This is a genomic window from Nonomuraea sp. NPDC052129 (genome assembly GCF_040680095.1).
Classification (GTDB): Bacteria; Actinomycetota; Actinomycetes; order Streptosporangiales; family Streptosporangiaceae; genus Nonomuraea.
Window position 1 is genome coordinate 542,391 of the sequence record NZ_JBFAVX010000001.1, and the last position, 20,970, is coordinate 563,360.

Sequence of the window (20,970 nt, forward strand, 5' to 3'; positions counted from 1 at the left end):
GAAGCCGGGGTGCGGCATCTGACGGGAACGGTCACAGACCGGCGGCGGACCTCAGGGTCTCGGCGCGGTCGGTCGACTCCCAGGAGAAGCCCTCACGGCCGAAGTGGCCGTAAGCGGCGGTCTCCGAGTAGATCGGGCGCAGCAGGTCGAGGTCGCGGATGATCGCGGCCGGGCGCAGGTCGAACACCTGGAGCACGGCGGCCTGGATCTTCTCGACCGGCAGCTTCTCGGTGCCGAAGCACTCGACGAACAGGCCGACCGGCTGGGCCTTGCCGATGGCGTAGGCGACCTGGACCTCGCAGCGGTCGGCGAGCCCGGCGGCCACGACGTTCTTGGCGACCCAGCGCATCGCGTAGGCGGCCGAGCGGTCGACCTTGGACGGGTCCTTGCCGGAGAAGGCGCCGCCACCGTGGCGGGCCATGCCACCGTAGGTGTCGATGATGATCTTGCGACCGGTGAGGCCGGCGTCGCCCATCGGGCCGCCGATCTCGAAGCGGCCGGTCGGGTTGACCAGCAGGCGGTAGCCCTCGATGTCGATGTCGAGGCCCGCGAGCACGGGGTCGACCACGTGCTCCTTGATGTCGGGCGTCAGCATCTCCTTGAGGTCGATCTCGGCAGCGTGCTGCGTGGAGACGACCACGGTGTCGAGACGGACCGGCTGGTCGCCGTCGTACTCGATGGTGACCTGGGTCTTGCCGTCGGGCCGCAGGTAGGGGACGGTGCCGGACTTGCGCACCTCGGACAGGCGCTGGGCCAGCCGGTGCGCGAGCGTGATCGGCAGCGGCATCAGCTCAGGCGTCTCGCGGCACGCGTAGCCGAACATCAGGCCCTGGTCGCCCGCGCCCTGGCGGTCGAGCTCGTCGATGTCGCCGTCGACCCGGTGCTCGTAGGCGTCGTCGACGCCCTGGGCGATGTCGGGCGACTGCGCCCCGATGGACACCGACACGCCACAGGAGGCGCCGTCGAAGCCCTTGTGGGAGGCGTCGTAGCCGATTTCCAGGATCTTCTCCCGGATGACGCCGGGAATGTCGACGTAGGTCTCGGTCGTGACCTCGCCTGCGACATGGACCTGGCCGGTAGTGATCATCGTCTCGACGGCGACCCGGCTCTTGGGGTCGTCCTTGAGCATGGTGTCGAGAATCGCGTCACTGATCTGGTCGGCGATCTTGTCCGGGTGGCCTTCGGTGACCGACTCGGAGGTGAACAGGCGACGTGACAACTCAGTGGCTCCTCATGCAGCGGCTGCTGACGGACGTGCGGGCTCCGGCGACTGTACACCCCGGCCAGTGCCTCGCCGAAGTCTAGCCCTACCCACGGGCATGTCGCGAAACGGGTCGTTCACAGGTCGGGCAGGGGGTCGGGGGGCAGTGTCTCCGGCGCGAAGATCTCCGCGTCGGCGGCGGCGACCACGGCGGCGTACTCCTCCTCGAACTCGAACGCCATCACGCCAAGCTCGATCACCGGCCCCGAACCCTGCATGATCGGCCCGAGCCTGGTGTGGCGGGGGAACGTCGCATGGACGGAGACCGGGCGGTCGCTCCGGAGCATCCGGGTGGCGAGGACGGAGATGGCCGTGTCGGTGACCACGATCAGGAAGTTGCCCGTGCCCGGCGGGCCCAGGGACAGCGCGGGGAATACGTAGCGGATCTCCCCCTGATCGCCGAGCAACGTTCTGCATCGATCTCTGACAGTGGAACTCACCGGCATTCCCCGCCCCCTTTTGCCCCCTTTGTCTTAAGTATCGGCAGGCGTTCGGGGATGCCGCAACAGCTTGGCGACCTGATCCCAGACGGCGTCGGCGACGTCGTCCTTGGGACCGCGGGGGATCTCCACCGGCTCGCCGCCCGCGACCAGCACGGTCGCCGCGTTGTCGGGCGTGCCGAAGGCCAGGTCGGGGCCGACCTGGTTGACGACGAGCAGGTCGCAGCCCTTACGGGCGAGCTTGGCCTGCCCGTTGGCGAGCACGTCGTCGGTCTCGGCCGCGAACCCGACGATCACCTCGGGATGACGAGCGACGACCACCTCGGACTCCGGCCCGGCGGCCGCAACCGAATCCGACCCGGTCGCCGCCTCGGGGGACGATCCTGCGGCGCGTCGGCGTTCGCCCAGTTCGGCCAGGATGTCGGGATTTTTCACTAGATAGAGGGGCTCGGGGTCGCCCTCGGTCTTCTTGATCTTGGAGTCCTGCCGCGCGGCGGGCCGGAAGTCGGCCACGGCCGCCGCCATCACCACCACGTCGGCGGCGGCCGAGGCGGTCAGCACCACCTCGCGCAGTTCGGCCGCCGACTCCACCCGCACCACGGCGGCCCCGGCCGGATCGGGCAGGGACACGTTGGCGGCCACCAGCGTCACCTGGGCCCCACGGGCGACGGCCGTGCGGGCCAGGGCGTACCCCTGCAGCCCGGAGGACCGGTTACCCAGGTAGCGGACCGGATCGATGGCTTCGCGCGTGCCGCCGGCCGAGACGACGACTCGCCGCCCGGCCAGGTCGCGCGGCCGACCGGCCAGTACGCGCAGGCAGATCTGGAAGATCTCGGCGGGATCGGGCAGACGCCCGGGCCCGGTGTCGGCGCCGGTGAGGCGCCCGACCGCGGGATCGATCACCACGGAGCCCCGCTCGCGCAGCGTCGAGACGTTGGCCCGGGTGGCGGGGTGCTGCCACATCTCGGTGTGCATCGCGGGCGCGAACACCACCGGGCAGCGCGCGGTCAGCAGCGTGTTGGTGAGCAGGTCGCCGGCCAGGCCGTGAGCGGCCTTGGCGAGCACGTCGGCGGTCGCGGGCGCCACCACGACGAGGTCGGCCCGCTGGCCGATCCGTACGTGGGGCACCTCGTGAACGTCTTCCCACACATCGGTCGTCACCGGGTTGCCGGACAGCGCCGCCCAGGTGGGCTCGCCCACGAACCGCAGGGCGTCGCGGGTCGGAACGACCCGCACCTCGTGCCCGGACTCGGTGAACAGGCGCAACAGCTCACACGCCTTGTACGCGGCGATGCCCCCGCTGACGCCCAGGACGACCCTCTTCATTTAGCGGGTCAGACCGCGCCTTCGATGGGCTCGGCGTTGAGCAGGCCCTCGGCCACCTCGCGCAGCGCGATGGACAGCGGCTTCTCCTGCGCGTGCGTCTCGACCAGCGGCCCGACGTATTCGAGCAGGCCCTCGCCGAGCTGGGAGTAGTAGGCGTTGATCTGGCGAGCGCGCTTGGCACCCATGATCACCAGGGAATACTTGCTGTCGACGATGTCGAGCAGCGCGTCGATCGGCGGGTTGGTGATGCCCTCTGCGACCGGGGCAATTCCTGCCACGATTGTCAGACCTCTCGGTTGGTGGTTTTGATGACCCCCTGAGGGTCAGTCATCAAGGCTATCAGCCGGCGGCACACCTCTTTGACACTTGTGTTCACCAGCGTGAGGTCGAATTCCTTCTCGGCCGCCATCTCGACGTGGCCGGCCTCAAGGCGGCGGGCGATGACGTCCTCCGGCTCGGTGCCGCGGCCGCGTAGCCGCTTCTCCAGTTCCTCCCAGGAGGGCGGGGCCAGGAACACCAGCAGGGCCTCCGGCATGCTCTGCCGCACCTGCCTGGCGCCTTCGAGGTCGATCTCGAGCAGTGTGGGCATGCCCGCGGCGAGCCGGTCGAGCACCGGGGCGCGCGGCGTGCCGTACCTGTTGCCCGCGAACTCCGCCCACTCGAGCAGCTCCCCCGACTCCACGAGCCGGTCGAACTCCTCGTTGTCGGCGAAGAAGTAGTGGAGCCCGTGCACCTCGCCGGGCCGGGGCTTCCTGGTTGTCACCGAGACCGACAGCCACACCTCGGGGTGTGCCCGCCGAATCTCGGCGACGACCGTTGACTTACCGACGCCCGACGGTCCGGACAGGACCGTCAGGCGCCGCTCACTCGAGGGGAGGAAGTCGCCGACCCTCGCTCCAGATCCGACTGCCTCATGGGCCCAAACACTGCCGGACCTGGACCTGTCGGTCACTTCCTACCCCCCGTTGAACCTGCGCTTTCGTGTGGAACCGAGATTAGCTCTCGTTGCCACCGAACTCGCGCTCGAGGGATGCCCTCTGGTTCGCACCGAGACCCCGCACGCGGCGGGACTCGGCGATGGCAAGCCGCTCCATGAGCTGCTTGGCGCGGACTTTGCCCACGCCTGGGAGCGATTCCAACAAGGCCGACACCTTCATCTTGCCGATGACGTCGTCGGTCTGCCCATCCTTGAGCACCTCAGCCAGAGAAACCGCGCCATGCTTGAGCCGGTTCTTGACCTCGGCACGCTCTTTACGGGCCTTGGCAGCCTTTTGCAGGGCTGCGGCGCGCTGCTCAGGGGTCAGGGGAGGAAGAGCCACGCCGGGTCACCTCGAATTTCTGTCGATGTACTCGGACGGGAAGGGAAACTAGCTGGTCATCGCCCCCTAAGCAACGTCAATGGCGGTTTCTCTCCTCACAAAATCCACTTCATCACTCTCCGTGTATGTAAAACTACAGAGTGCTGATCAAATCGCCTCCACTTCCCGCTTCTTCCTTACACACAGGAAGCGCCGTGGGGGTACGATGATGATCACCCACCCGTCAGGGAGCGGTGTCCGAAACGTGCGCGGGTTTACGTCCGAAACCCCGCCCGAGGTGGGCATCCGTATGCCCTGCGGGGGTGTCCTCACGATCGTGTACGGTCGGCGTGGGACGCCGTTCTGGGGTCGGCGTCCCTCCGGGGAGGCGCTCACCGTGCGTACACGGCCACCCGCCGTACGTGTGCTCGTGGGAGCGATCCCACCACGGCCGGGTGACGACGGCTGTGCTCCCGGCACATCCGCCCGCCGCGCAGGGGCCCGACCGACCGGCCCGCCGTACGGTGGGCCGAGCCGCGCCTGGCTGGTCGGGGCCGCCATACGGTGGGCCTGAGCCACCGGCCTGCCGCATGGTGGGCCGGGCCAGGCTCCTCAGAAGGGGGTCGTGCGCCGCAAGGAGGATGCGATGGCGGCGGCTGTGGCGCCCGGGTCCGGGGAGGCGGTGATCGGGCGGCCGATGACCAGGAGGTCGGCGCCGTCCGCCAACGCCTGCTCAGGCGTCGCCACCCGCGCCTGGTCCTGGCTGTCCGCCCCGGCCGGGCGTACCCCGGGTGTGATGAGGGTGATCTCCGGCCCGACCTCCGAGCGCAGGTCGACGACCTCGTGCGGTGAGCACACCAGGGCCGTGGCGCCCGACTCGACCGACAGGACGGCCAGGCGGCGGACCGCGTCCGAGGCGGGGCCGGCGAGCCCGATGCGGCTCAGGTCGGCCTCCGACAGCGACGTCAGCACCGTGACCGCCGCGATCTGGGTATCAGGAGCCGCCTCGACGGCCGCGCGGATCATCGCGGGGCCCCCGGCCGCGTGGACCGTGAGGATGGCCGGGCGCAGCCGGGCGACCGCCCTGGCCGCCGCCGCGACCGTGTTGGGGATGTCGTGCAGCTTGAGGTCCAGGAAGACCTGTACGCCGCTCGCGCCCCGGATCGAGGCGATCACGTCGGGGCCGTAGCGCAGATAGAGCTCCAGCCCGATCTTCACCGTGGTGACGTGCGGGGTCACCAGGGCGGCCCACCTGGCGGCGGTCTCCAGGTCGGGGGCGTCGAGAGCGACGGCGATGGGTGCGGGCGTCAAAGGGAGCTCTCCTCGGAGTCGACGAGCAGGTGCCGGGGGGCGCTCCCCGGCGGACGGTGGGCCAGGCCGACCGCGTCGGCCAGCCGCTGGAAGCCGCGTGCCCGCAGCAGGTCCTCAAGCTCTCGCTCGATGCGCAGGCACGCGTAGGGGTCGTGGAACAGCGCCGTCCCCACCCCGACCGCGCAGGCGCCCGCCAGGATGAGCTGGAAGGCGTCCCTGCCGGTCGTCACGCCGCCGACGCCGATCAGCGGCACCCCGGGCAGGGCGGCGTGCACCTGCCACACGCACCGTACGGCAAGGGGCAGGATGGCCGGTCCCGACAGCCCGCCGGTCACGGCCGCGAGCGAGGGCCGCAGAGCCTCGGTGTCGATGGCCATGCCGAGCGGGTTGTTGATCATGGACAGCGCGTCGGCTCCGGCGTCCACGCAGGCGCGGGCGACCGCCACGATGTCGGCCACGTCGGGCGCCAGCTTGGCGACCACCGGGACGTCGTACCGCATGATGGAGCGCACCGACGCGATCACCTCGGCGGCGGCGCTGCCCTCGCGAGCGAAGACCCGGCCGCGGTCCTCGATGTTCGGGCAGGACAGGTTCACCTCCAGGGCGGTGACGCCGGGCGCGTCGGCCAGCCTGCGGGCCAGCGCCGAGTACTCGGCCACGGTGCCGCCGCCGATCGAGACGATGGTCCTGATGCCGCGCTGGGCCAGCCAGGGCAGCTCGCGTTCGAGGAAGGCGTCGATGCCGGGGCCCTGGAGGCCGACGGCGTTGAGCATGCCCGAGGGGGTCTCGGCCATCCGGGGGGTGGGGCGGCCGGCGCGCGGGGCCATGGTGATCGAGCTGGTGGTCAGGGCGCCCAGGCGGTGGAGGTCGAAGAACTGGGCCAGTTCGCGGCCCGAGGCGGCGCAGCCGGCAGCGGTGGTGATGGGGTTGGCGAGTTCCACGTGCGCCAGAAATGTCCTCATATCTACCGACACGTCAGCTCACCCGCCGCAGAGAAGCCGCAGACAACGCAGAGAAACAGCCACCGGATCGCGCGGGACGCAGGCGCCGCGCGGAAGCGAGACGTAGGCGCGGCAAGGAAGCGGGACGCGGGCAGTCAGTGTCAGCCCGCATGGCGAGCACCGCCCTGACCCCCGGGCGCCCCCAGCGCGTCGAACGGGATCGTCCCCACATCCTCGAACCGCACCCGCTCCCCCCGGAACACCGGCCCCTCGGCGCAGGCCCGCACCATCCGGGTCACGCCGTCGTCGCCGATGACCGGCAACACGCACGTCATGCAGACCCCGATCCCGCAGGCCATCGCCTCTTCCACCGCCACCTGCACCGGGATGTCGAACTCCATCGCCACCGCCGTGACCGCCCGCAGCGTCTCCATGGGCGCGCACGCGTAGACCACGTCCGCCCGCGTGTCGGCGATCACCGCGGGCAGCGCGTCGGTCACCCGGCCGCGCAGCCCGAGCGAGCCGTCCTCGGTGGTGAGCGTGGTGGTCTGGGCCATCCGCCTGGCCCGCATGGCGCCGAACACCCGGTCCGCGCTGGCGCCGCCCAGTACGAAGTCGACCCGGCAGCCGCGTTCGATGAGCTGGTCGGCCACCGGGAACAGCACCGCGGAGCCGTACTCGGAACCGACCAGCACGCAGTGGACCGGGTCGCGCGGCAGCGGGAAGGGCCGGCCGAGCGGCCCGACGAGGTCGATCGTGTCACGCGCCCGGCGCTCGGCCAGCCACGCGGTACCGGGCCCGCGCACGGTGAAGACGAGCTCCACCGTGCCGCCGTAGTCGGGCTTGACGTCGTGGATGGAGAAGGCCCGCCGCGTCACCATGGACGTGTGGGCCCCGCCGACGGCGACGGACACGAAGTGGCCAGGCCGGTAGCGCTCGGCGATGCCGGGCGCCACCACGGTGAGGGCATGGTAGGCGTCGACCCGGCGCGTCGTCAGCACCGTGCCCGTCACCTGCACCGGAGTGCCGGCCAGTCCTCTTCACCTCCCGCGGGAGCCTGCCGTCGATCGAGCCCTACGCCCCTGCCGCCCGCAGCGCCCGCCCGTGCTCCTGGAGGGACCGTACGCCGACGTCGCCCCGCACGATGGCCTGGATGCCCGCGGCCGCGGCGGCCAGGCCGGCGACCGTGGTGATGCACGGGATGCCGCGAAGTACGGCGGCGGTGCGGATGTCGTAGCCGTCGAGCCGCGGGCCCGACTGGCCCGGACTGCCGAACGGCGTGTTGACGATCAGGTCGATCTCGCCGTCGAGGATGTACTGGACACTCGTGGGCTCACCTCCGGCTCCGGGCCCCTCGCTCTGCTTTCGCACGATCTTGGCATGGACACCGTTGCGGCGCAGCACCTCAGCGGTCCCCTCGGTGGCCAGGATCTCGAACCCGAGGTCGGCGAGCGCCCGTACCGGGAAGATCATCGCACGCTTGTCCCGGTTGGCCACGGACACGAAGGCCCGGCCCTTGATGGGCAGCTCCCCGTACGCGGCCGCCTGCGACTTGGCGAAGGCGACGCCGAAGGACTCGTCGATGCCCATGACCTCGCCCGTGGAACGCATCTCGGGCCCGAGCACGATGTCGACGCCGCGGAAGCGGTTGAACGGCAGCACCGCCTCCTTCACCGCGATCGGCGCCTCCAGCGGCAGGGTGCCGCCGTCGCCCGTGGCGGGCAGCATGCCCTCCTCGCGCAGCGAGGCGATCGAGGCGCCCAGCATCACGCGGGCCGCCGCCTTGGCCAGCGGCACCGCCGTGGCCTTGGAGACGAACGGCACGGTACGGCTGGCGCGCGGGTTGGCCTCCAGGACGTACAGGACGCCGGCCGACATGGCGTACTGGACGTTCAGCAGCCCGCGGACCCCGACGCCGCGGGCGATGCCCTCGGTGGCGGCGCGGATGCGCTTGATGTCGTTGCTGCCGAGCGTGATCGGCGGCAGCGCGCACGCCGAGTCGCCGGAGTGGATCCCGGCCTCCTCGATGTGCTCCATGACGCCGCCCAGGTAGAGCTCCTCGCCGTCGAACAGGGCGTCCACGTCGATCTCGATGGCCTCGTCGAGGAACTTGTCGACCAGCACCGGATGGCCGCCCTCCTGGGCCGCCATGTAGGTGGTCAGGGTCGCGTCGTCGTAGACAATGGCCATGCCGGCCCCGCCGAGCACGTACGAGGGCCGGACGAGCACGGGGTAGCCGATCTCCTCGGCCACGGTCAGCGCCTCGGCGACGGTCGTCGCGGTGCCGTGCTTGGGCGCGGGCAGTTGCGCCTCGGCGAGCACCCGGCCGAACGCGCCGCGCTCCTCCGCCAGGTGGATCGACTCGGGCGAGGTGCCGACCACGGGCACGCCCGCGTCCTTGAGCGCCTGCGCCAGGCCGAGCGGCGTCTGCCCGCCGAGCTGCACGATCACGCCCGCGACCGGGCCCGTCTGCTGCTCGGCGTGTACGACCTCCAGCACGTCCTCCAGCGTGAGCGGCTCGAAGTAGAGCCGGTCGGAGGTGTCGTAGTCGGTCGAAACCGTCTCCGGGTTGCAGTTGACCATGACGGTCTCGAACCCGGCCCGCGACAGCTCGAAGGAGGCGTGCACGCAGGCGTAGTCGAACTCGATGCCCTGGCCGATGCGGTTGGGCCCGGAGCCGAGGATGATGACCTTCTCCCGCTCGCCGTACGGGACCTCGCTCTCCTCGTCGTAGGCCGAGTAGAGGTAGGGGGTCTTGGCGGCGAACTCGGCGGCGCAGGTGTCGACCGTGTTGTAGACCGGCCGCAGGCCGAGCGCGTGGCGCAGGTCGCGTACGCGGGCCTCGTCGATGCCGCGGATCTCGCCGATCTGCGCGTCGCTGAAGCCGTGGCGCTTGGCCCGCTCCAGCACCTCGGCGGTCAGCTCGGTGGCCTCGCCGAGGGTCCGCGCCTCCTCGTCGAGCAGGAACAGCTGGTCGAGGAACCAGGGGTCGATGTGGGTGGCCTCGAAGAGCTCCTCGGCGGTGGCGCCGGCCCGGATGGCCTGCTGCACGGTGCGCAGCCGGCCGTCGTGCGGGACGCGGGACTCGTCGATGAGCTCGGCCTTCGGCCGCTGGGGGCCGGCCCAGGTGAAGGAGGAGTCCTTCTTCTCCAGCGACCGCAGCGCCTTCTGCAGCGCCTCGGGGAAGGAGCGGCCGATGGCCATGGCCTCGCCCACCGACTTCATGTGCGTGGTGAGGGTCTGGTCGGCACCCCTGAACTTCTCGAAGGCGAACCGCGGCACCTTGACCACGATGTAGTCGAGCGTGGGCTCGAAGGAGGCCGGGGTCTCCTTGGTGATGTCGTTGGGGATCTCGTCGAGGGTGTAGCCGATGGCCAGCTTGGCGGCGATCTTGGCGATCGGGAAGCCGGTGGCCTTCGAGGCCAGGGCGCTCGATCGGGACACGCGCGGGTTCATCTCGATGACGATCATGCGGCCGGTCGCCGGGTTGACCGCGAACTGGATGTTGCAGCCACCGGTGTCCACGCCGACCTCGCGGATGACCGCGATCGCGACGTCACGCATGTTCTGGTATTCGCGGTCGGTCAGCGTCAGCGCGGGGGCGACGGTGACGCTGTCGCCGGTGTGGACGCCCATCGGGTCGATGTTCTCGATGGAGCAGACGATGACCACGTTGTCATGCTTGTCGCGCATGACCTCGAGCTCGTACTCCTTCCAGCCGAGGATCGACTCCTCCAGGAGCACCTCGGTGGTCGGCGAGGCGTCCAGCCCGGCACCGGCGATGCGCCGCAGGTCGGACTCGTCGTAGGCGAACCCGGACCCGACGCCGCCCATCGTGAAGGAGGGCCGCACGACCAGCGGGTAGCCCAGCTCGGCGACCGCGGCCAGGCACTCGTCCATCGTGTGGCAGACGACCGAGTTGGCCGACTCCGCGTTCAGGCCGTGCTCGCGGGCGACCTTGGCGACGATCTCCTTGAACCGCTCGCGGTTCTCGCCCGCCTGGATCGCGTCGAAGTCGGCGCCGATCAGCTCGACGTCGTAGCGCTCCAGCGCGCCCGACTCGTGCAGCGCGACGGCGGTGTTGAGAGCGGTCTGGCCGCCCAGGGTCGGCAGGAGCGCGTCGGGACGCTCCTTGGCGATGATCTTCTCGACGTACTCGGGGGTGATCGGCTCGACGTAGGTGGCGTCGGCGAACTCGGGGTCGGTCATGATCGTCGCCGGGTTGCTGTTGACGAGGATCACACGGAACCCCTCGTCGCGCAGCACGCGGCAGGCCTGGGTGCCGGAGTAGTCGAACTCGCACGCCTGACCGATCACGATCGGCCCCGAGCCGATCACCAGGACAGACCCGATGTCATCACGCTTGGGCACGGTTCATGACCTCACAGAACTCATCGAAAAGGTAGGCGGCGTCGTGCGGCCCGGCGGCGGCCTCAGGGTGGTACTGGACGCTGAAGGCGCGCCCGTCGAGCAGGCGCAACCCTTCCACGCAGCGGTCGTTGAGGTTGACGTGGCTGACCTCGGCCCGGCCGTAGGGGGTCTCGAACGACTCGCCGATCGGCGCCTCGACGGCGAAGCCGTGGTTGTGCGCGGAGATCTCCACCTTTCCGGTCCGTACGTCCTGGACCGGCTGATTGACCCCCCGGTGCCCGTAACGCAGCTTGTACGTGGACAGCCCCAGGGCGCGGCCGAAGATCTGGTTGCCGAAGCAGATGCCGAAGAACGGCAGCCCGGCCTCCAGCACCCGCCGCAGCGGCGTGACGTCCACGGTCGCCGGGTCGCCCGGCCCGTTGGACAGGAACACACCGTCCGGCTCGACCGCCATGATCTGCTCGAATGTGGCGCCGGCCGGCAGCACGTGCACCTCGCAGCCGCGCTCGGCCATCCGCTGCGGCGTCATGCCCTTGATGCCCAGGTCCACGGCGGCGACCGTGAACCGCTTCGCGCCGATGGCGGGCACGATGTACGGCTCGGTCGTGGCCACCTCGGCGGACAGGTTGGCGCCCTCCATGCGCGGCGCCCGCCGTACGCGCTTGACGAGCTCCTCGACCGGCGCGGACGGATCGGTGAAGATCCCGGCGCGCATGGCGCCGCGCTCGCGCAGGTGGCGGGTGAGCGCGCGGGTGCCCGGCATGGCGATGCCGACGACGCCCTGCTCCTTGAGGTAGTCCTCCAGCGAGCGGTTGGCCCGCCAGTTGGAGACCACGCGGGACGGCTCGCGTACGACGTAGCCGGCGACCCAGACGCGGCCCGACTCGGGGTCCTCGTCGTTGACGCCGGTGTTGCCGATGTGCGGGGCCGTCATCGCGACGATCTGCCGGTGGTAGGACGGGTCGGTGAGGGTCTCCTGGTAGCCGGTCATGCCGGTGTTGAAGACCATCTCGCCGAACGTCTCGCCCGCGGCGCCATACGGGGTTCCGTGGAAGACGCGACCGTCTTCCAGAACGAGCAGCGCAGAAGTCACACCAGCTTCCCTTCAAGTACTGTCGGCTTGCCGCGCAGGAAGGTCGCCACGACCCGGCCGGGGAGCGTCATGCCCTCGTACGGCGTGTTGCGGCTCTTCGACGCGAAGGCGGACGGATCCACCTCTGTACGGACGGACGGGTCGTACAACGTGAGGTTGGCCGGCACGCCGACCTCGATCGGTTGCCCGTGCCCCGAAAGGCGGCCGATACGCGCGGGCACGATCGACATGCGCTCGGCGACGCCGGCCCAGTCGAGCAGCCCGGTGTCGACCATGGCCTCCTGCACCACGCTGAGCGCGGTCTCCAGGCCGACCATGCCCATGGCCGCGGCCGACCACTCGGTCTCCTTGTCCTCGACCGGGTGGGGCGCGTGGTCGGTGGCGACGATGTCGATCGTGCCGTCGGCCAGCGCGGCGCGCAGCGCCTCGACGTCGGCGCGGGTGCGCAGCGGCGGGTTGACCTTGTAGATGGGGTTGTAGGCGCCGACCGGCGAGTCCTCGACGAGGTCGTCGGTGAGCAGCAGGTGGTGCGGGGTGACCTCGGCGGTGATGTTCCAGCCCTTGGACTTGGCCCAGCGCAGGATCTCCACCGAGCCGGCCGTGGAGACGTGGCAGACGTGCAGCCGGGAGCCGACGTGCGCGGCCAGCAGGCAGTCGCGGGCGATGATCGCCTCTTCGGCGACCGCCGGCCAGCCGGTCAGGCCGAGCCGGCCGGAGACGACGCCCTCGTTCATCTGGGCGCCGCCGGTCAGCCTGGGCTCCTGGGCGTGCTGGGCGATCACGCCGTCGAACGCCTTGACGTACTCCAGGGCGCGGCGCATCAGCACGGCGTCGTCGACGCACCTGCCGTCGTCGGAGAAGACGCGGACGCGGGCGGCGGAGTCGGCCATCGCGCCGAGCTCGGCCAGCTGCCTGCCCTCCAGGCCGACGGTGACCGCGCCGACCGGCTGGACGTCGCAGTGGGCGAACTCCCGGCCCAGCCGCCAGACCTGCTCGACCACGCCGGCGGTGTCGGCGACGGGTGAGGTGTTGGCCATGGCGTGCACGGCGGTGTAGCCGCCGCGGGCGGCCGACTGGGTGCCGGTCTGCACGGTCTCGGCGTCCTCGCGGCCGGGCTCGCGCAGGTGGGTGTGCAGGTCGACGAGGCCGGGCAGCACGATCGCGCCGCCGCCGTCGATCGCCGCCTCCCCTTCGATCCGCGGGGCGATCTCGGCGATCACCCCGTCCTCGACGCGGATGTCGACGGGCTCGCCGCCGACGATCCGTACGTTGCGAATGATCACGAAGTCTCTCCCCCGAGCAGCAGGTACAGGACGGCCATGCGGATGGTCACACCGTTGGCGACCTGCTCGACGATGGTCGAGCGCGGCGAGTCGGCCACCTCGGCGGCGATCTCCATGCCCCGGTTCATCGGCCCGGGGTGCATCACGATGGCCTCGTCGGGCATCTTGGCGAAGCGGTCACGGTCGAGGCCGTAGCGGCGGGAGTATTCGCGCTCGCTCGGGAAGTAGGCGGCGTTCATCCGCTCCTTCTGCACCCGCAGCATCATCACCACGTCGGATTTGGGCAGGACCGCGTCGAGGTCGTAGGAGACCGCGCACGGCCAGGTGTCGATCGAGATCGGCAGCAGCGTGGGCGGCGCCACCAGCGTGACGTCGGCGCCGAGCGTGGCCAGGAGCAGCACGTTGGAGCGGGCGACCCGGCTGTGCAGGACGTCGCCGACGATCGTGACCTTGCGGCCGTCGAGGCCGCCCAGGCGGCGGCGCATGGAGAAGGCGTCGAGCAGCGCCTGCGTGGGGTGCTCGTGGGTGCCGTCGCCGGCGTTGACGACGCTGCCGTGCACCCAGTTGGCCAGGCGGTGCGGCGCGCCGGAGGCGCCGTGGCGGATGACGACCGCGTCGGCGCCCATCGCCTCCAGCGTCAGTGCCGTGTCCTTCAGCGACTCGCCCTTGGAGACGCTGGAGCCCTTGGCGGAGAAGTTGATGACGTCGGCCGACAGCCGCTTGGCCGCCGCCTCGAAGGAGATGCGGGTCCGGGTGGAGTCCTCGAAGAACAGGTTGACCACCGTACGGCCGCGCAATGTCGGCAGCTTCTTGATGGAACGTTCCGAGACCCTCGCCAGCTCCTCGGCCGTGTCGAGGATGAGCAGGGCGTCGTCCTTGCCGAGGTCGCCCGCGGAGATGAGATGGCGGTTCACTTGGCCTCCTCCTTCATCAGCAGCACGGCGTCGCGCCCGTCGGTCTCCTGCAGGTAGACCTTCACCTTCTCGCTCTTGGCGGTCGGCAGGTTCTTGCCGACGTAGTCGGCGCGGATGGGCAGCTCGCGATGGCCGCGGTCGACCAGCGTGGCCAGCTGTACGGCGGTCGGGCGGCCGAGGTCGTTGAGCGCGTCGAGCGCCGCGCGGACGGTGCGGCCGGAGTACAGGACGTCGTCCACCAGCACCACGATCCTGCCGTCGATGCCGTCGGGCGGGAGCTCGGTGTGGCCGAGCGGCCGGGCGGGCCGGAGCCGGAGGTCGTCGCGGTACATCGTGATGTCGATCGAGCCGACGGGGATCTTGACGCCTTCGAAGCGCTCGATGCGGTCACCCAGGCGGCGGGCCAGCGTGGCGCCGCGGGTCGGGATGCCGAGCAGGACGACGCCGTCGGCGCCCTTGGTTCGTTCGAGGATCTCGTGCGCGATGCGGGTCAGCGCCCGGTGGATGTCCGGGCCTTCCAGAACGGCCCTTGAGAGGGGGGTCTGGTCGGTAGGGGTGTCGGACGTTGAGGAATCGGACGTTGAGGAATCAGACATGGCAAACTCACCACCTTTCCCGCCTCACGGGACGGGTCTTAAAAGGGTGTTGGTCGTGACACACAGTACCAGGGGCTACCAGCCAGAACTCTTGCCACCTACTCCCCATGGCCGCCCACGGTTGGGTAATTTCCCCGCCCTTTCCGTGTCGGAACGGTCCGCGCGGGGCACGTGACGGGCACCGCGGGCGGTGCCAGCGCGTTGACGTCCGCCTGCTTCGAGGGGATACAGGGACAATGACCTTCCATGTCGACTCCGAGGTGGGCAAGCTCTACCAGGTGCTGCTGCACAAGCCCGACCTGGCGCTCAAGCGGCTCACCCCGACCAACAAGGACGCGTTCCTCTTCGACGACGTGCTGTGGGTGCAGCGCGCGATGGAGGAGCACGAGGAGTTCCAGCAGGTGCTGCGGGAGCGCGGCGTCAAGGTCCACATGCTGGCGGACCTGCTTCAGGAGACGGTCGAGATCCCCGAAGCGCGCAAGCACATCCTCGACGGGATCCTCGACGAGCGCTTCATGGGCCCCCTGGCCGTCGACGACATCCGCAACACCCTTGACTCCATGGACTCCAAGACCCTGCAGATGTACCTGACGGGGGGCATCACCAAACGCGAGATGGTCGCGGCGGGCTGCGACCCGAAGTCGATGTCCTACCACGCGGCCGGCGACGACGACTTCATCCTGCCTCCGCTGCCGAACCACCTGTTCACCCGTGACACCTCCTGCTGGGTGTACGACGGCGTCTCGATCAACGCGATGAAGAAGAAGGCGCGCATGCGCGAGACGGTGAACATGGAGGCCGTCTACGAGTTCCACCCGACCTTCGCCGACGGGTTCGACCGGCCGCAGAAGGGCGGCTACAACGTGTGGCTGCCCGGCCAGTCGGTCGCCCCGGCCACGCTGGAGGGCGGCGACGTGCTGGTCCTCGGGCGCGGCGTGGTGCTGATCGGGATGAGCGAGCGCACCCAGCCGCAGGCCATCGAGATGCTCGCGCAGCGGCTGTTCCACACCGGCTCCGCGCGGAAGATCGTCGCTCTGAACATGCCGAAGGCCCGCGCGTTCATGCACCTCGACACCGTGATGACGATGGTGGACGTGGGCGTGTTCACCAAGTACGCGGGGCTGGGCATGCTGCCCTCGTACACGATCGAGCCGGGCGACACCGAGAAGGAGCTCAAGGTCACCGACCACCCGCCGGAGGACATGCACCGGGCCATGGCGCGGGCCCTGGACCTGGACGACATCAAGGTGCTCATCCCGACGCAGGACGTCTACGCCGCCGAACGGGAGCAGTGGGACGACGGCTGCAACGCGCTGGCCATCGAGCCGGGCGTGGTCGTCGCCTACGAGCGCAACACCACGACCAACAACTTCCTGCGCGACAACGGCATCGAGGTCATCACGATCCGGGGCAACGAGCTCGGCAGAGGGCGCGGCGGGCCGCGCTGCATGAGCTGCCCGCTCGAGCGGGACGGCATCTGACCGATGAGGGTCATCGTCGCCCTGGGGGGCAACGCGGTGCTCCGGCGCAGCCAGCAGGCGGACGTGGAGCCGCAGATCGCCAACGTCGCCAACGCGGCCAAGACGCTGGCCAAGCTCGCGGAGAAGCACGAGCTGATCATCACCCACGGAAACGGGCCGCAGGTGGGCCTGCTGGCGCTGGAGAGCGCCAACGACCCCCGCCTGACCAAGCCCTACCCGTTCGACACGCTCGGCGCCGAGACGCAGGGCATGATCGGCTACTGGATGCTGCAGGCCCTGCAGAACGCGCTGCCCGGCCGGCAGGTCCTGGCCATGGTCACCCAGACGCTCGTGTCGGCGGTCGATCCGGCCTTCGAGAATCCGACCAAGTTCGTCGGCCCGGTCTACGACCAGGAGGAGGCCACGAAGCTGGCCAAGGAGTACGGCTGGACGGTCGCCGCCGACGGCCACGACTGGCGGCGCGTCGTGCCCTCCCCCACCCCGCAGCGCGTGGTGGAGACGCGGCTGATCAGCAAGATGGTCCGCGAGGGGGTCGTGGTGATCTGCGCGGGCGGAGGCGGCATCCCGGTCATCCGCGACGAGCACGGCCGCCTGTCCGGCGTCGAGGCGGTCATCGACAAGGACTCCACGGCGTCGATGCTGGCCGAGGCGCTCGAATGCGACGCCTTCCTCATCCTGACCGACGTGCCGCGCGTACTGAAGGACTTCGGCACGCCGCACCAGAGCGAACTCGCGAACACCACCCCGCACGAACTACGCGCCCTCGACTTCCCAGCGGGCTCCATGGGGCCGAAAGTGGAAGCGGTCTGCCGTTTCGTGGAGACCACCGGCGACATGGCGGCCATCGGCGAGCTCGGGCAGGCGGAGCAGATCCTGGAAGGCACCGCCGGCACGATCGTCACGCCGAACGCCCGCTGGCCGCTGACCAGCACGCTTTAGGGCTCTAGGAGGTTTCGATGGCACTCGCCCAACGGCTCTTCCGCATCAAGCCCACCGACCAGATCGTGGCCGAAGGCGGCCACGGCGAGGGCGGTGAGCTGCGCCGCACGATGTCGCTGTGGCAGCTCACGCTGTTCAGCGTCGGCGCCACGCTCGGCACCGGCATCTTCGTCATCCTCGGGCAGGCCGTGCCGAAGGCGGGTCCCGCCGTCGTGCTGGCCTTCGTGCTGGCCGCGATCACGGCGCTGTTCTCCGCGCTGTCGTACGCGGAGCTGGCCGGCACGATCCCGGTGTCCGGCTCGTCCTACTCCTACGCGTACGCGACGCTGGGCGAGATCGTCGCCTGGATCTGCGGCTGGTGCCTCATGCTGGAGTACGCGGTGTCGGTCGCGGCGGTGTCCGTCGGCTGGGGCGAATACCTCAACTCCTTCCTGAAGGGCCTGTTCGGCTGGGAGCTGCCCGCGTCGATCACCCACTCCCCCGGCCAGGACGGCGGCGTGATCAACGTCACCGCGATCCTCATCGTGCTGCTGGCCACCTGGCTGCTGCTGCGCGGGGCGTCGGAGAGCGCCACGGCCAACGCCGTGTTCGTGCTCATCAAGATCGCCGTGCTGGTCTTCTTCTGCGTGGTGGCCTTCAGCGCGTTCAGGGCCGGGCACTTCTCACCGTTCGCGCCCATGGGCGTGGCGGGCGTCACGGCCGCCGCCTCGCAGGTGTTCTTCTCCTACATCGGCTTCGACGCCGCCTCCACCGCCGGCGAGGAGGCCAAGAACCCCAAGCGCGACCTGCCCCTGGCGATCATCCTGTCGCTGGCCATCGTCACGGTCGTCTACGTCCTGGTGGCCGTGGCCGCGATCGGCGCCATGCCGTGGACCGACTTCGACCCGGAGCGCACCGAAGCCAGCCTCTCCTACATCGTGAACCTCGCCACCGGCGCCACCTGGCCGGGCCTGATCGTCTCCTTCGGCGCCGTCGTGGCCATCGCGAGCGTCGTCCTGACCGTCATCTACGGCCAGACCCGCATCCTGTTCGCCATGTCCCGCGACGGGCTCATCCCGCACATCTTCCAGAAGGTGAACCCGCGCCACCAGGTGCCCGTCGCCAACACACTCATCGTGGCGGCGTTCATCTCCGTACTGGCCGGACTGGTGCCGCTGGGCCAGCTCGCCGAGGCCACGAGCATCGGGACGCTGTTCGCCTTCGCCATCGTCAACATCGGCGTGCTCGTACTCCGCTACCGCAGCCCCGAGCTGCCGCGCAGCTTCCGCACGCCGCTCTTCCCCGCCACGCCGATCCTCGGCACGATCTTCTGCGTCATCGTGATGGCCGGTCTGGCCGGCGTCACCTGGCAGGCGTTCGGCCTCTGGATGCTGGCGGGCCTGATCTGTTACTTCTTGTACGGCTATCGCCACTCGCGGTTGAACACCGAGGTGCCCCGATGAAGCTCGAAAGCGTACTGGCCGGATTCATCCCCGAGCCGAGAGGACGTGACGCGCTGGCGCTGGCCGTGCTCCTGGCCGGGCAGGTCAAGGGGCAGCTGACGGTGGCGTACGTGCAGCCGCCCGCGTGGACCACGCCGGGGCCCGCGCGCGCCGACCTGACCGAATGGCGCAACTACCTGCGAGAACAGGCGGAGGCCACTCTCGGGCAGGCCCGGGCGCTCACCGGCGGCAAGGCCGACTACGTCGTCCACACCAACAAAGGCAGCGGGCGCGGGCTGGTGGACCTGGCCCGCAAACGCGCGGCCGACGTCGTCGTGATCGGCTCCGCGCCGGGCGGCGGCAAGGGCCGCATCTCCGTCGGCAGCACCGCCGACCAGCTGCTGCACTCCTCGACGGTGCCGGTCATGCTGGCCCCGCGCGGCTACGCGGACGCGCTGCCCGCCACCATCGAGCGGATCACGGTCGCCTACCGTCGTGGCCCTTGCGCCGACGCCGCGGTGCGCGACGCCGCCCAGGCCGCGGTCATCCTCGACGTGCCGCTGCGGCTGGTCACCCTGCTGATCCGCGGCGCCCGCCGCGCCAAGGTCGAGGAGGACATGCTCACGCGGCTGCGCGACCAGGTGGCGGACGACCTGCAGGAGGCGGCCACCGGGCAGCGGCGGCACATCCGGGCGGAGTTCGAGATCCTGGAGGGCCGCGACGTGGCACAGGCCATGGGCCAGACGTCGTGGTCGCCGGGCGAACTGCTCATCTGCGCCTCCAGCAACGCGGGGCCGTTGCGGCGGGTGTTCCTCGGGGACACGTCGCTCAAAATCGTCCGTGCGGCCACGTGTCCGGTCATGATCCTAACCCGTCAACACTGATCCCGACGCCACACCACCCGCCCCATCGCCGGGTCCACCGCCCTTCGCGGCGCTCTTAGATGGCCCCGGCCAGCCCTTCCCAGTGCCTCTCACCTCGGTCTCCACGCGATCACTGACATGGTTTAGAGGTGATTTCCACCATGCATGTCACCGGACAAACAGTGACGAAGTATTGTTACTCATGGGACAAGAGGGGCTATTAAGTCGTTCCATCCCGGATCGGATTCGGCATCTTTTTTCCAATCAGCTTGACCTTCGGCGTCCGCCCCTTTACCGTCACTGTGCGTAACCACACTGCGCGGCGTTATGGGGTAAACCCAGAGCCATGGCTACCGATGGTGCCTAACAAGGCACACACCCCCCGGTGGCCGGGGCATTCGCCGCAAGGGAGCACAATCTACTGAGAGCGCTACATACGAGAGCCGGGGGGCCACACGATGCCGTCTGAGTACGCAAAGTCGCTGGGTGCACGACTCCGCGCCATCCGCACCCAGCAGGGCCTGTCCCTGCACGGAGTCGAAGAGAAGTCGCGTGGCAGGTGGAAAGCCGTGGTCGTGGGCTCGTACGAGCGTGGCGACCGTGCTGTAACGGTTCAGAAACTTGCCGAGCTTGCCGACTTCTACGGGGTGCCCGTCTCCGAGCTACTGCCCGGCGGTGCCGCGCCGAGCCCGCTCGGCCCGACACCGAAGCTTGTCATCGACCTGGAACGTCTTGCGACGCTGCCGAAGGAGAAGGCCGGGGCACTCGCCCGTTACGCGGCCACCATCCAGAGCCAGCGTGGCGACTACAACGGGAAGGTCCTGTCGATCCGCCAGGAGGACCTGCGTTCCCTGGCCGTGATCTACGACAAGTCGCCGAGCGAGTTGACGGAGGAGCTCATCAGCTGGGGCGTCCTCGACGCGGAGGCCCGCCGCGCCGTCGAGTCCTTCTGACCGCTCCTGTTTTTCGGGGCGCGCCATGTGACGGGCGCGTCCCGCTTTTTCGTCTTGGTGTCTCGCGTACGGCGGCACGGTGAACCTCCGTACGGGAGCACTACGACGGGCTTTGTCCGGGCACGCACGGGAACCCGCCACCCGCTGACCAGGCCCCCAGTAGGGCGGTCCTTTCCGCACGCCCCCAGGCCCTTGGTCCTGCCGTACAGGGACCTCACGCGGATCCCGCCGCACACCTCCGGCAGCCGCATGCCTTACGCGACCCCATAGGCCCTTCGCGACGCACGCGGCCAAGCGCCGTGCCTGCCGTCTCTTCGCAGCCCCCGAAGGCCCTTCGCGATCCCGTAGCCCTTCGCGCGCACCGCCGCGGGCCCAGCGGCACGTCCCCGCACAAGCCCGCCGAACACCCCCTCCGCATGCCCACGCCCATCCGGGCGCGTTCACAGCGCAGGCCCAGCCGCACCCCCGCCGCCCACAGG

19 protein-coding genes are annotated in these 20,970 nt (G+C 70.0%); 5 read left to right on the top strand and 14 right to left on the bottom strand.

The annotated features are described in order from the left end of the window. Positions 1-31: 31 nt before the first annotated feature. From metK to pyrR, 14 genes are all read right to left on the bottom strand, one after another. A complete protein-coding gene (gene metK, locus AB0L53_RS02470) occupies positions 32-1,219 on the bottom strand; it encodes a methionine adenosyltransferase (RefSeq protein ID WP_219532887.1) in 1,188 nt (395 codons plus the stop codon). Positions 1,220-1,338: 119 nt separating this feature from the next. Then, positions 1,339-1,707, bottom strand: coding sequence for a hypothetical protein (locus AB0L53_RS02475; protein WP_363989176.1), 369 nt, complete (start codon positions 1,705-1,707; stop codon positions 1,339-1,341). 27 nt (positions 1,708-1,734) lie between these two features. Further along, complete coding sequence (coaBC, locus tag AB0L53_RS02480; RefSeq protein WP_363989180.1) at positions 1,735-3,027, bottom strand: bifunctional phosphopantothenoylcysteine decarboxylase/phosphopantothenate--cysteine ligase CoaBC; 1,293 nt, start codon at positions 3,025-3,027, stop codon at positions 1,735-1,737. An 8-nt stretch (positions 3,028-3,035) separates the two neighbouring features. Beyond that, the gene (gene rpoZ / locus AB0L53_RS02485) at positions 3,036-3,305 is read right to left on the bottom strand and encodes a DNA-directed RNA polymerase subunit omega (RefSeq protein WP_214637710.1); all 270 of its coding nucleotides are present in this window, start codon (positions 3,303-3,305) and stop codon (positions 3,036-3,038) included. A gap of 5 nt (positions 3,306-3,310) precedes the next feature. Then, positions 3,311-3,883, bottom strand: a complete 573-nt coding sequence (gene gmk / locus AB0L53_RS02490) for a guanylate kinase (protein ID WP_363990336.1) — start codon at positions 3,881-3,883, stop codon at positions 3,311-3,313. Between the two features lie 139 nt (positions 3,884-4,022). After that, positions 4,023-4,346 carry an integration host factor, actinobacterial type gene (mihF, locus tag AB0L53_RS02495; RefSeq protein ID WP_214637712.1) on the bottom strand — a complete coding sequence of 108 codons (324 nt, stop codon included), beginning with the start codon at positions 4,344-4,346 and terminating at the stop codon, positions 4,023-4,025. A gap of 591 nt (positions 4,347-4,937) precedes the next feature. Then, positions 4,938-5,636 carry an orotidine-5'-phosphate decarboxylase gene (pyrF, locus tag AB0L53_RS02500; RefSeq protein WP_357945259.1) on the bottom strand — a complete coding sequence of 233 codons (699 nt, stop codon included), beginning with the start codon at positions 5,634-5,636 and terminating at the stop codon, positions 4,938-4,940. Further along, complete coding sequence (locus tag AB0L53_RS02505; RefSeq protein WP_357639719.1) at positions 5,633-6,598, bottom strand: dihydroorotate dehydrogenase; 966 nt, start codon at positions 6,596-6,598, stop codon at positions 5,633-5,635. The genes pyrF and AB0L53_RS02505 overlap by 4 nt, the downstream gene beginning before the upstream one ends. A gap of 140 nt (positions 6,599-6,738) precedes the next feature. Next, a complete protein-coding gene (locus AB0L53_RS02510; protein WP_225298671.1) occupies positions 6,739-7,596 on the bottom strand; it encodes a dihydroorotate dehydrogenase electron transfer subunit in 858 nt (285 codons plus the stop codon). Positions 7,597-7,651: 55 nt separating this feature from the next. Further along, positions 7,652-10,948 carry a carbamoyl-phosphate synthase large subunit gene (carB, locus tag AB0L53_RS02515; RefSeq protein WP_363989185.1) on the bottom strand — a complete coding sequence of 1,099 codons (3,297 nt, stop codon included), beginning with the start codon at positions 10,946-10,948 and terminating at the stop codon, positions 7,652-7,654. After that, positions 10,935-12,041, bottom strand: coding sequence for a glutamine-hydrolyzing carbamoyl-phosphate synthase small subunit (gene carA / locus AB0L53_RS02520; protein ID WP_363989189.1), 1,107 nt, complete (start codon positions 12,039-12,041; stop codon positions 10,935-10,937). The genes carB and carA overlap by 14 nt, the downstream gene beginning before the upstream one ends. Further along, positions 12,038-13,324, bottom strand: coding sequence for a dihydroorotase (locus AB0L53_RS02525; RefSeq protein WP_363989192.1), 1,287 nt, complete (start codon positions 13,322-13,324; stop codon positions 12,038-12,040). The genes carA and AB0L53_RS02525 overlap by 4 nt, the downstream gene beginning before the upstream one ends. Further along, positions 13,321-14,238: an aspartate carbamoyltransferase catalytic subunit gene (locus AB0L53_RS02530; protein WP_363989194.1), complete on the bottom strand. Its 918-nt coding sequence runs from the start codon at positions 14,236-14,238 to the stop codon at positions 13,321-13,323. Before AB0L53_RS02530 ends, AB0L53_RS02525 begins: the two co-directional genes overlap by 4 nt. Beyond that, the gene (pyrR, locus tag AB0L53_RS02535) at positions 14,235-14,834 is read right to left on the bottom strand and encodes a bifunctional pyr operon transcriptional regulator/uracil phosphoribosyltransferase PyrR (protein ID WP_363989197.1); all 600 of its coding nucleotides are present in this window, start codon (positions 14,832-14,834) and stop codon (positions 14,235-14,237) included. Before pyrR ends, AB0L53_RS02530 begins: the two co-directional genes overlap by 4 nt. Positions 14,835-15,070: 236 nt before the next feature. Between pyrR and AB0L53_RS02540 the strand changes: the two genes are divergently transcribed. The 5 genes from AB0L53_RS02540 to AB0L53_RS02560 all read left to right on the top strand — a co-directional run bounded on the left by AB0L53_RS02540 (position 15,071) and on the right by AB0L53_RS02560 (position 20,491). Then, positions 15,071-16,315 (top strand): arginine deiminase, encoded by a 1,245-nt coding sequence (locus AB0L53_RS02540; RefSeq protein WP_363989200.1) that lies wholly within the window; start codon positions 15,071-15,073, stop codon positions 16,313-16,315. Between the two features lie 3 nt (positions 16,316-16,318). Then, positions 16,319-17,254, top strand: a complete 936-nt coding sequence (arcC, locus tag AB0L53_RS02545; RefSeq protein WP_363989203.1) for a carbamate kinase — start codon at positions 16,319-16,321, stop codon at positions 17,252-17,254. Positions 17,255-17,271: 17 nt separating this feature from the next. Further along, the gene (locus AB0L53_RS02550; protein WP_363989206.1) at positions 17,272-18,696 is read left to right on the top strand and encodes an amino acid permease; all 1,425 of its coding nucleotides are present in this window, start codon (positions 17,272-17,274) and stop codon (positions 18,694-18,696) included. Beyond that, positions 18,693-19,559, top strand: a complete 867-nt coding sequence (locus tag AB0L53_RS02555; RefSeq protein ID WP_363989208.1) for a universal stress protein — start codon at positions 18,693-18,695, stop codon at positions 19,557-19,559. The genes AB0L53_RS02550 and AB0L53_RS02555 overlap by 4 nt, the downstream gene beginning before the upstream one ends. A 437-nt stretch (positions 19,560-19,996) precedes the next feature. Continuing rightward, the gene (locus AB0L53_RS02560) at positions 19,997-20,491 is read left to right on the top strand and encodes a transcriptional regulator (protein WP_026214021.1); all 495 of its coding nucleotides are present in this window, start codon (positions 19,997-19,999) and stop codon (positions 20,489-20,491) included. Positions 20,492-20,970 lie beyond the last annotated feature (479 nt).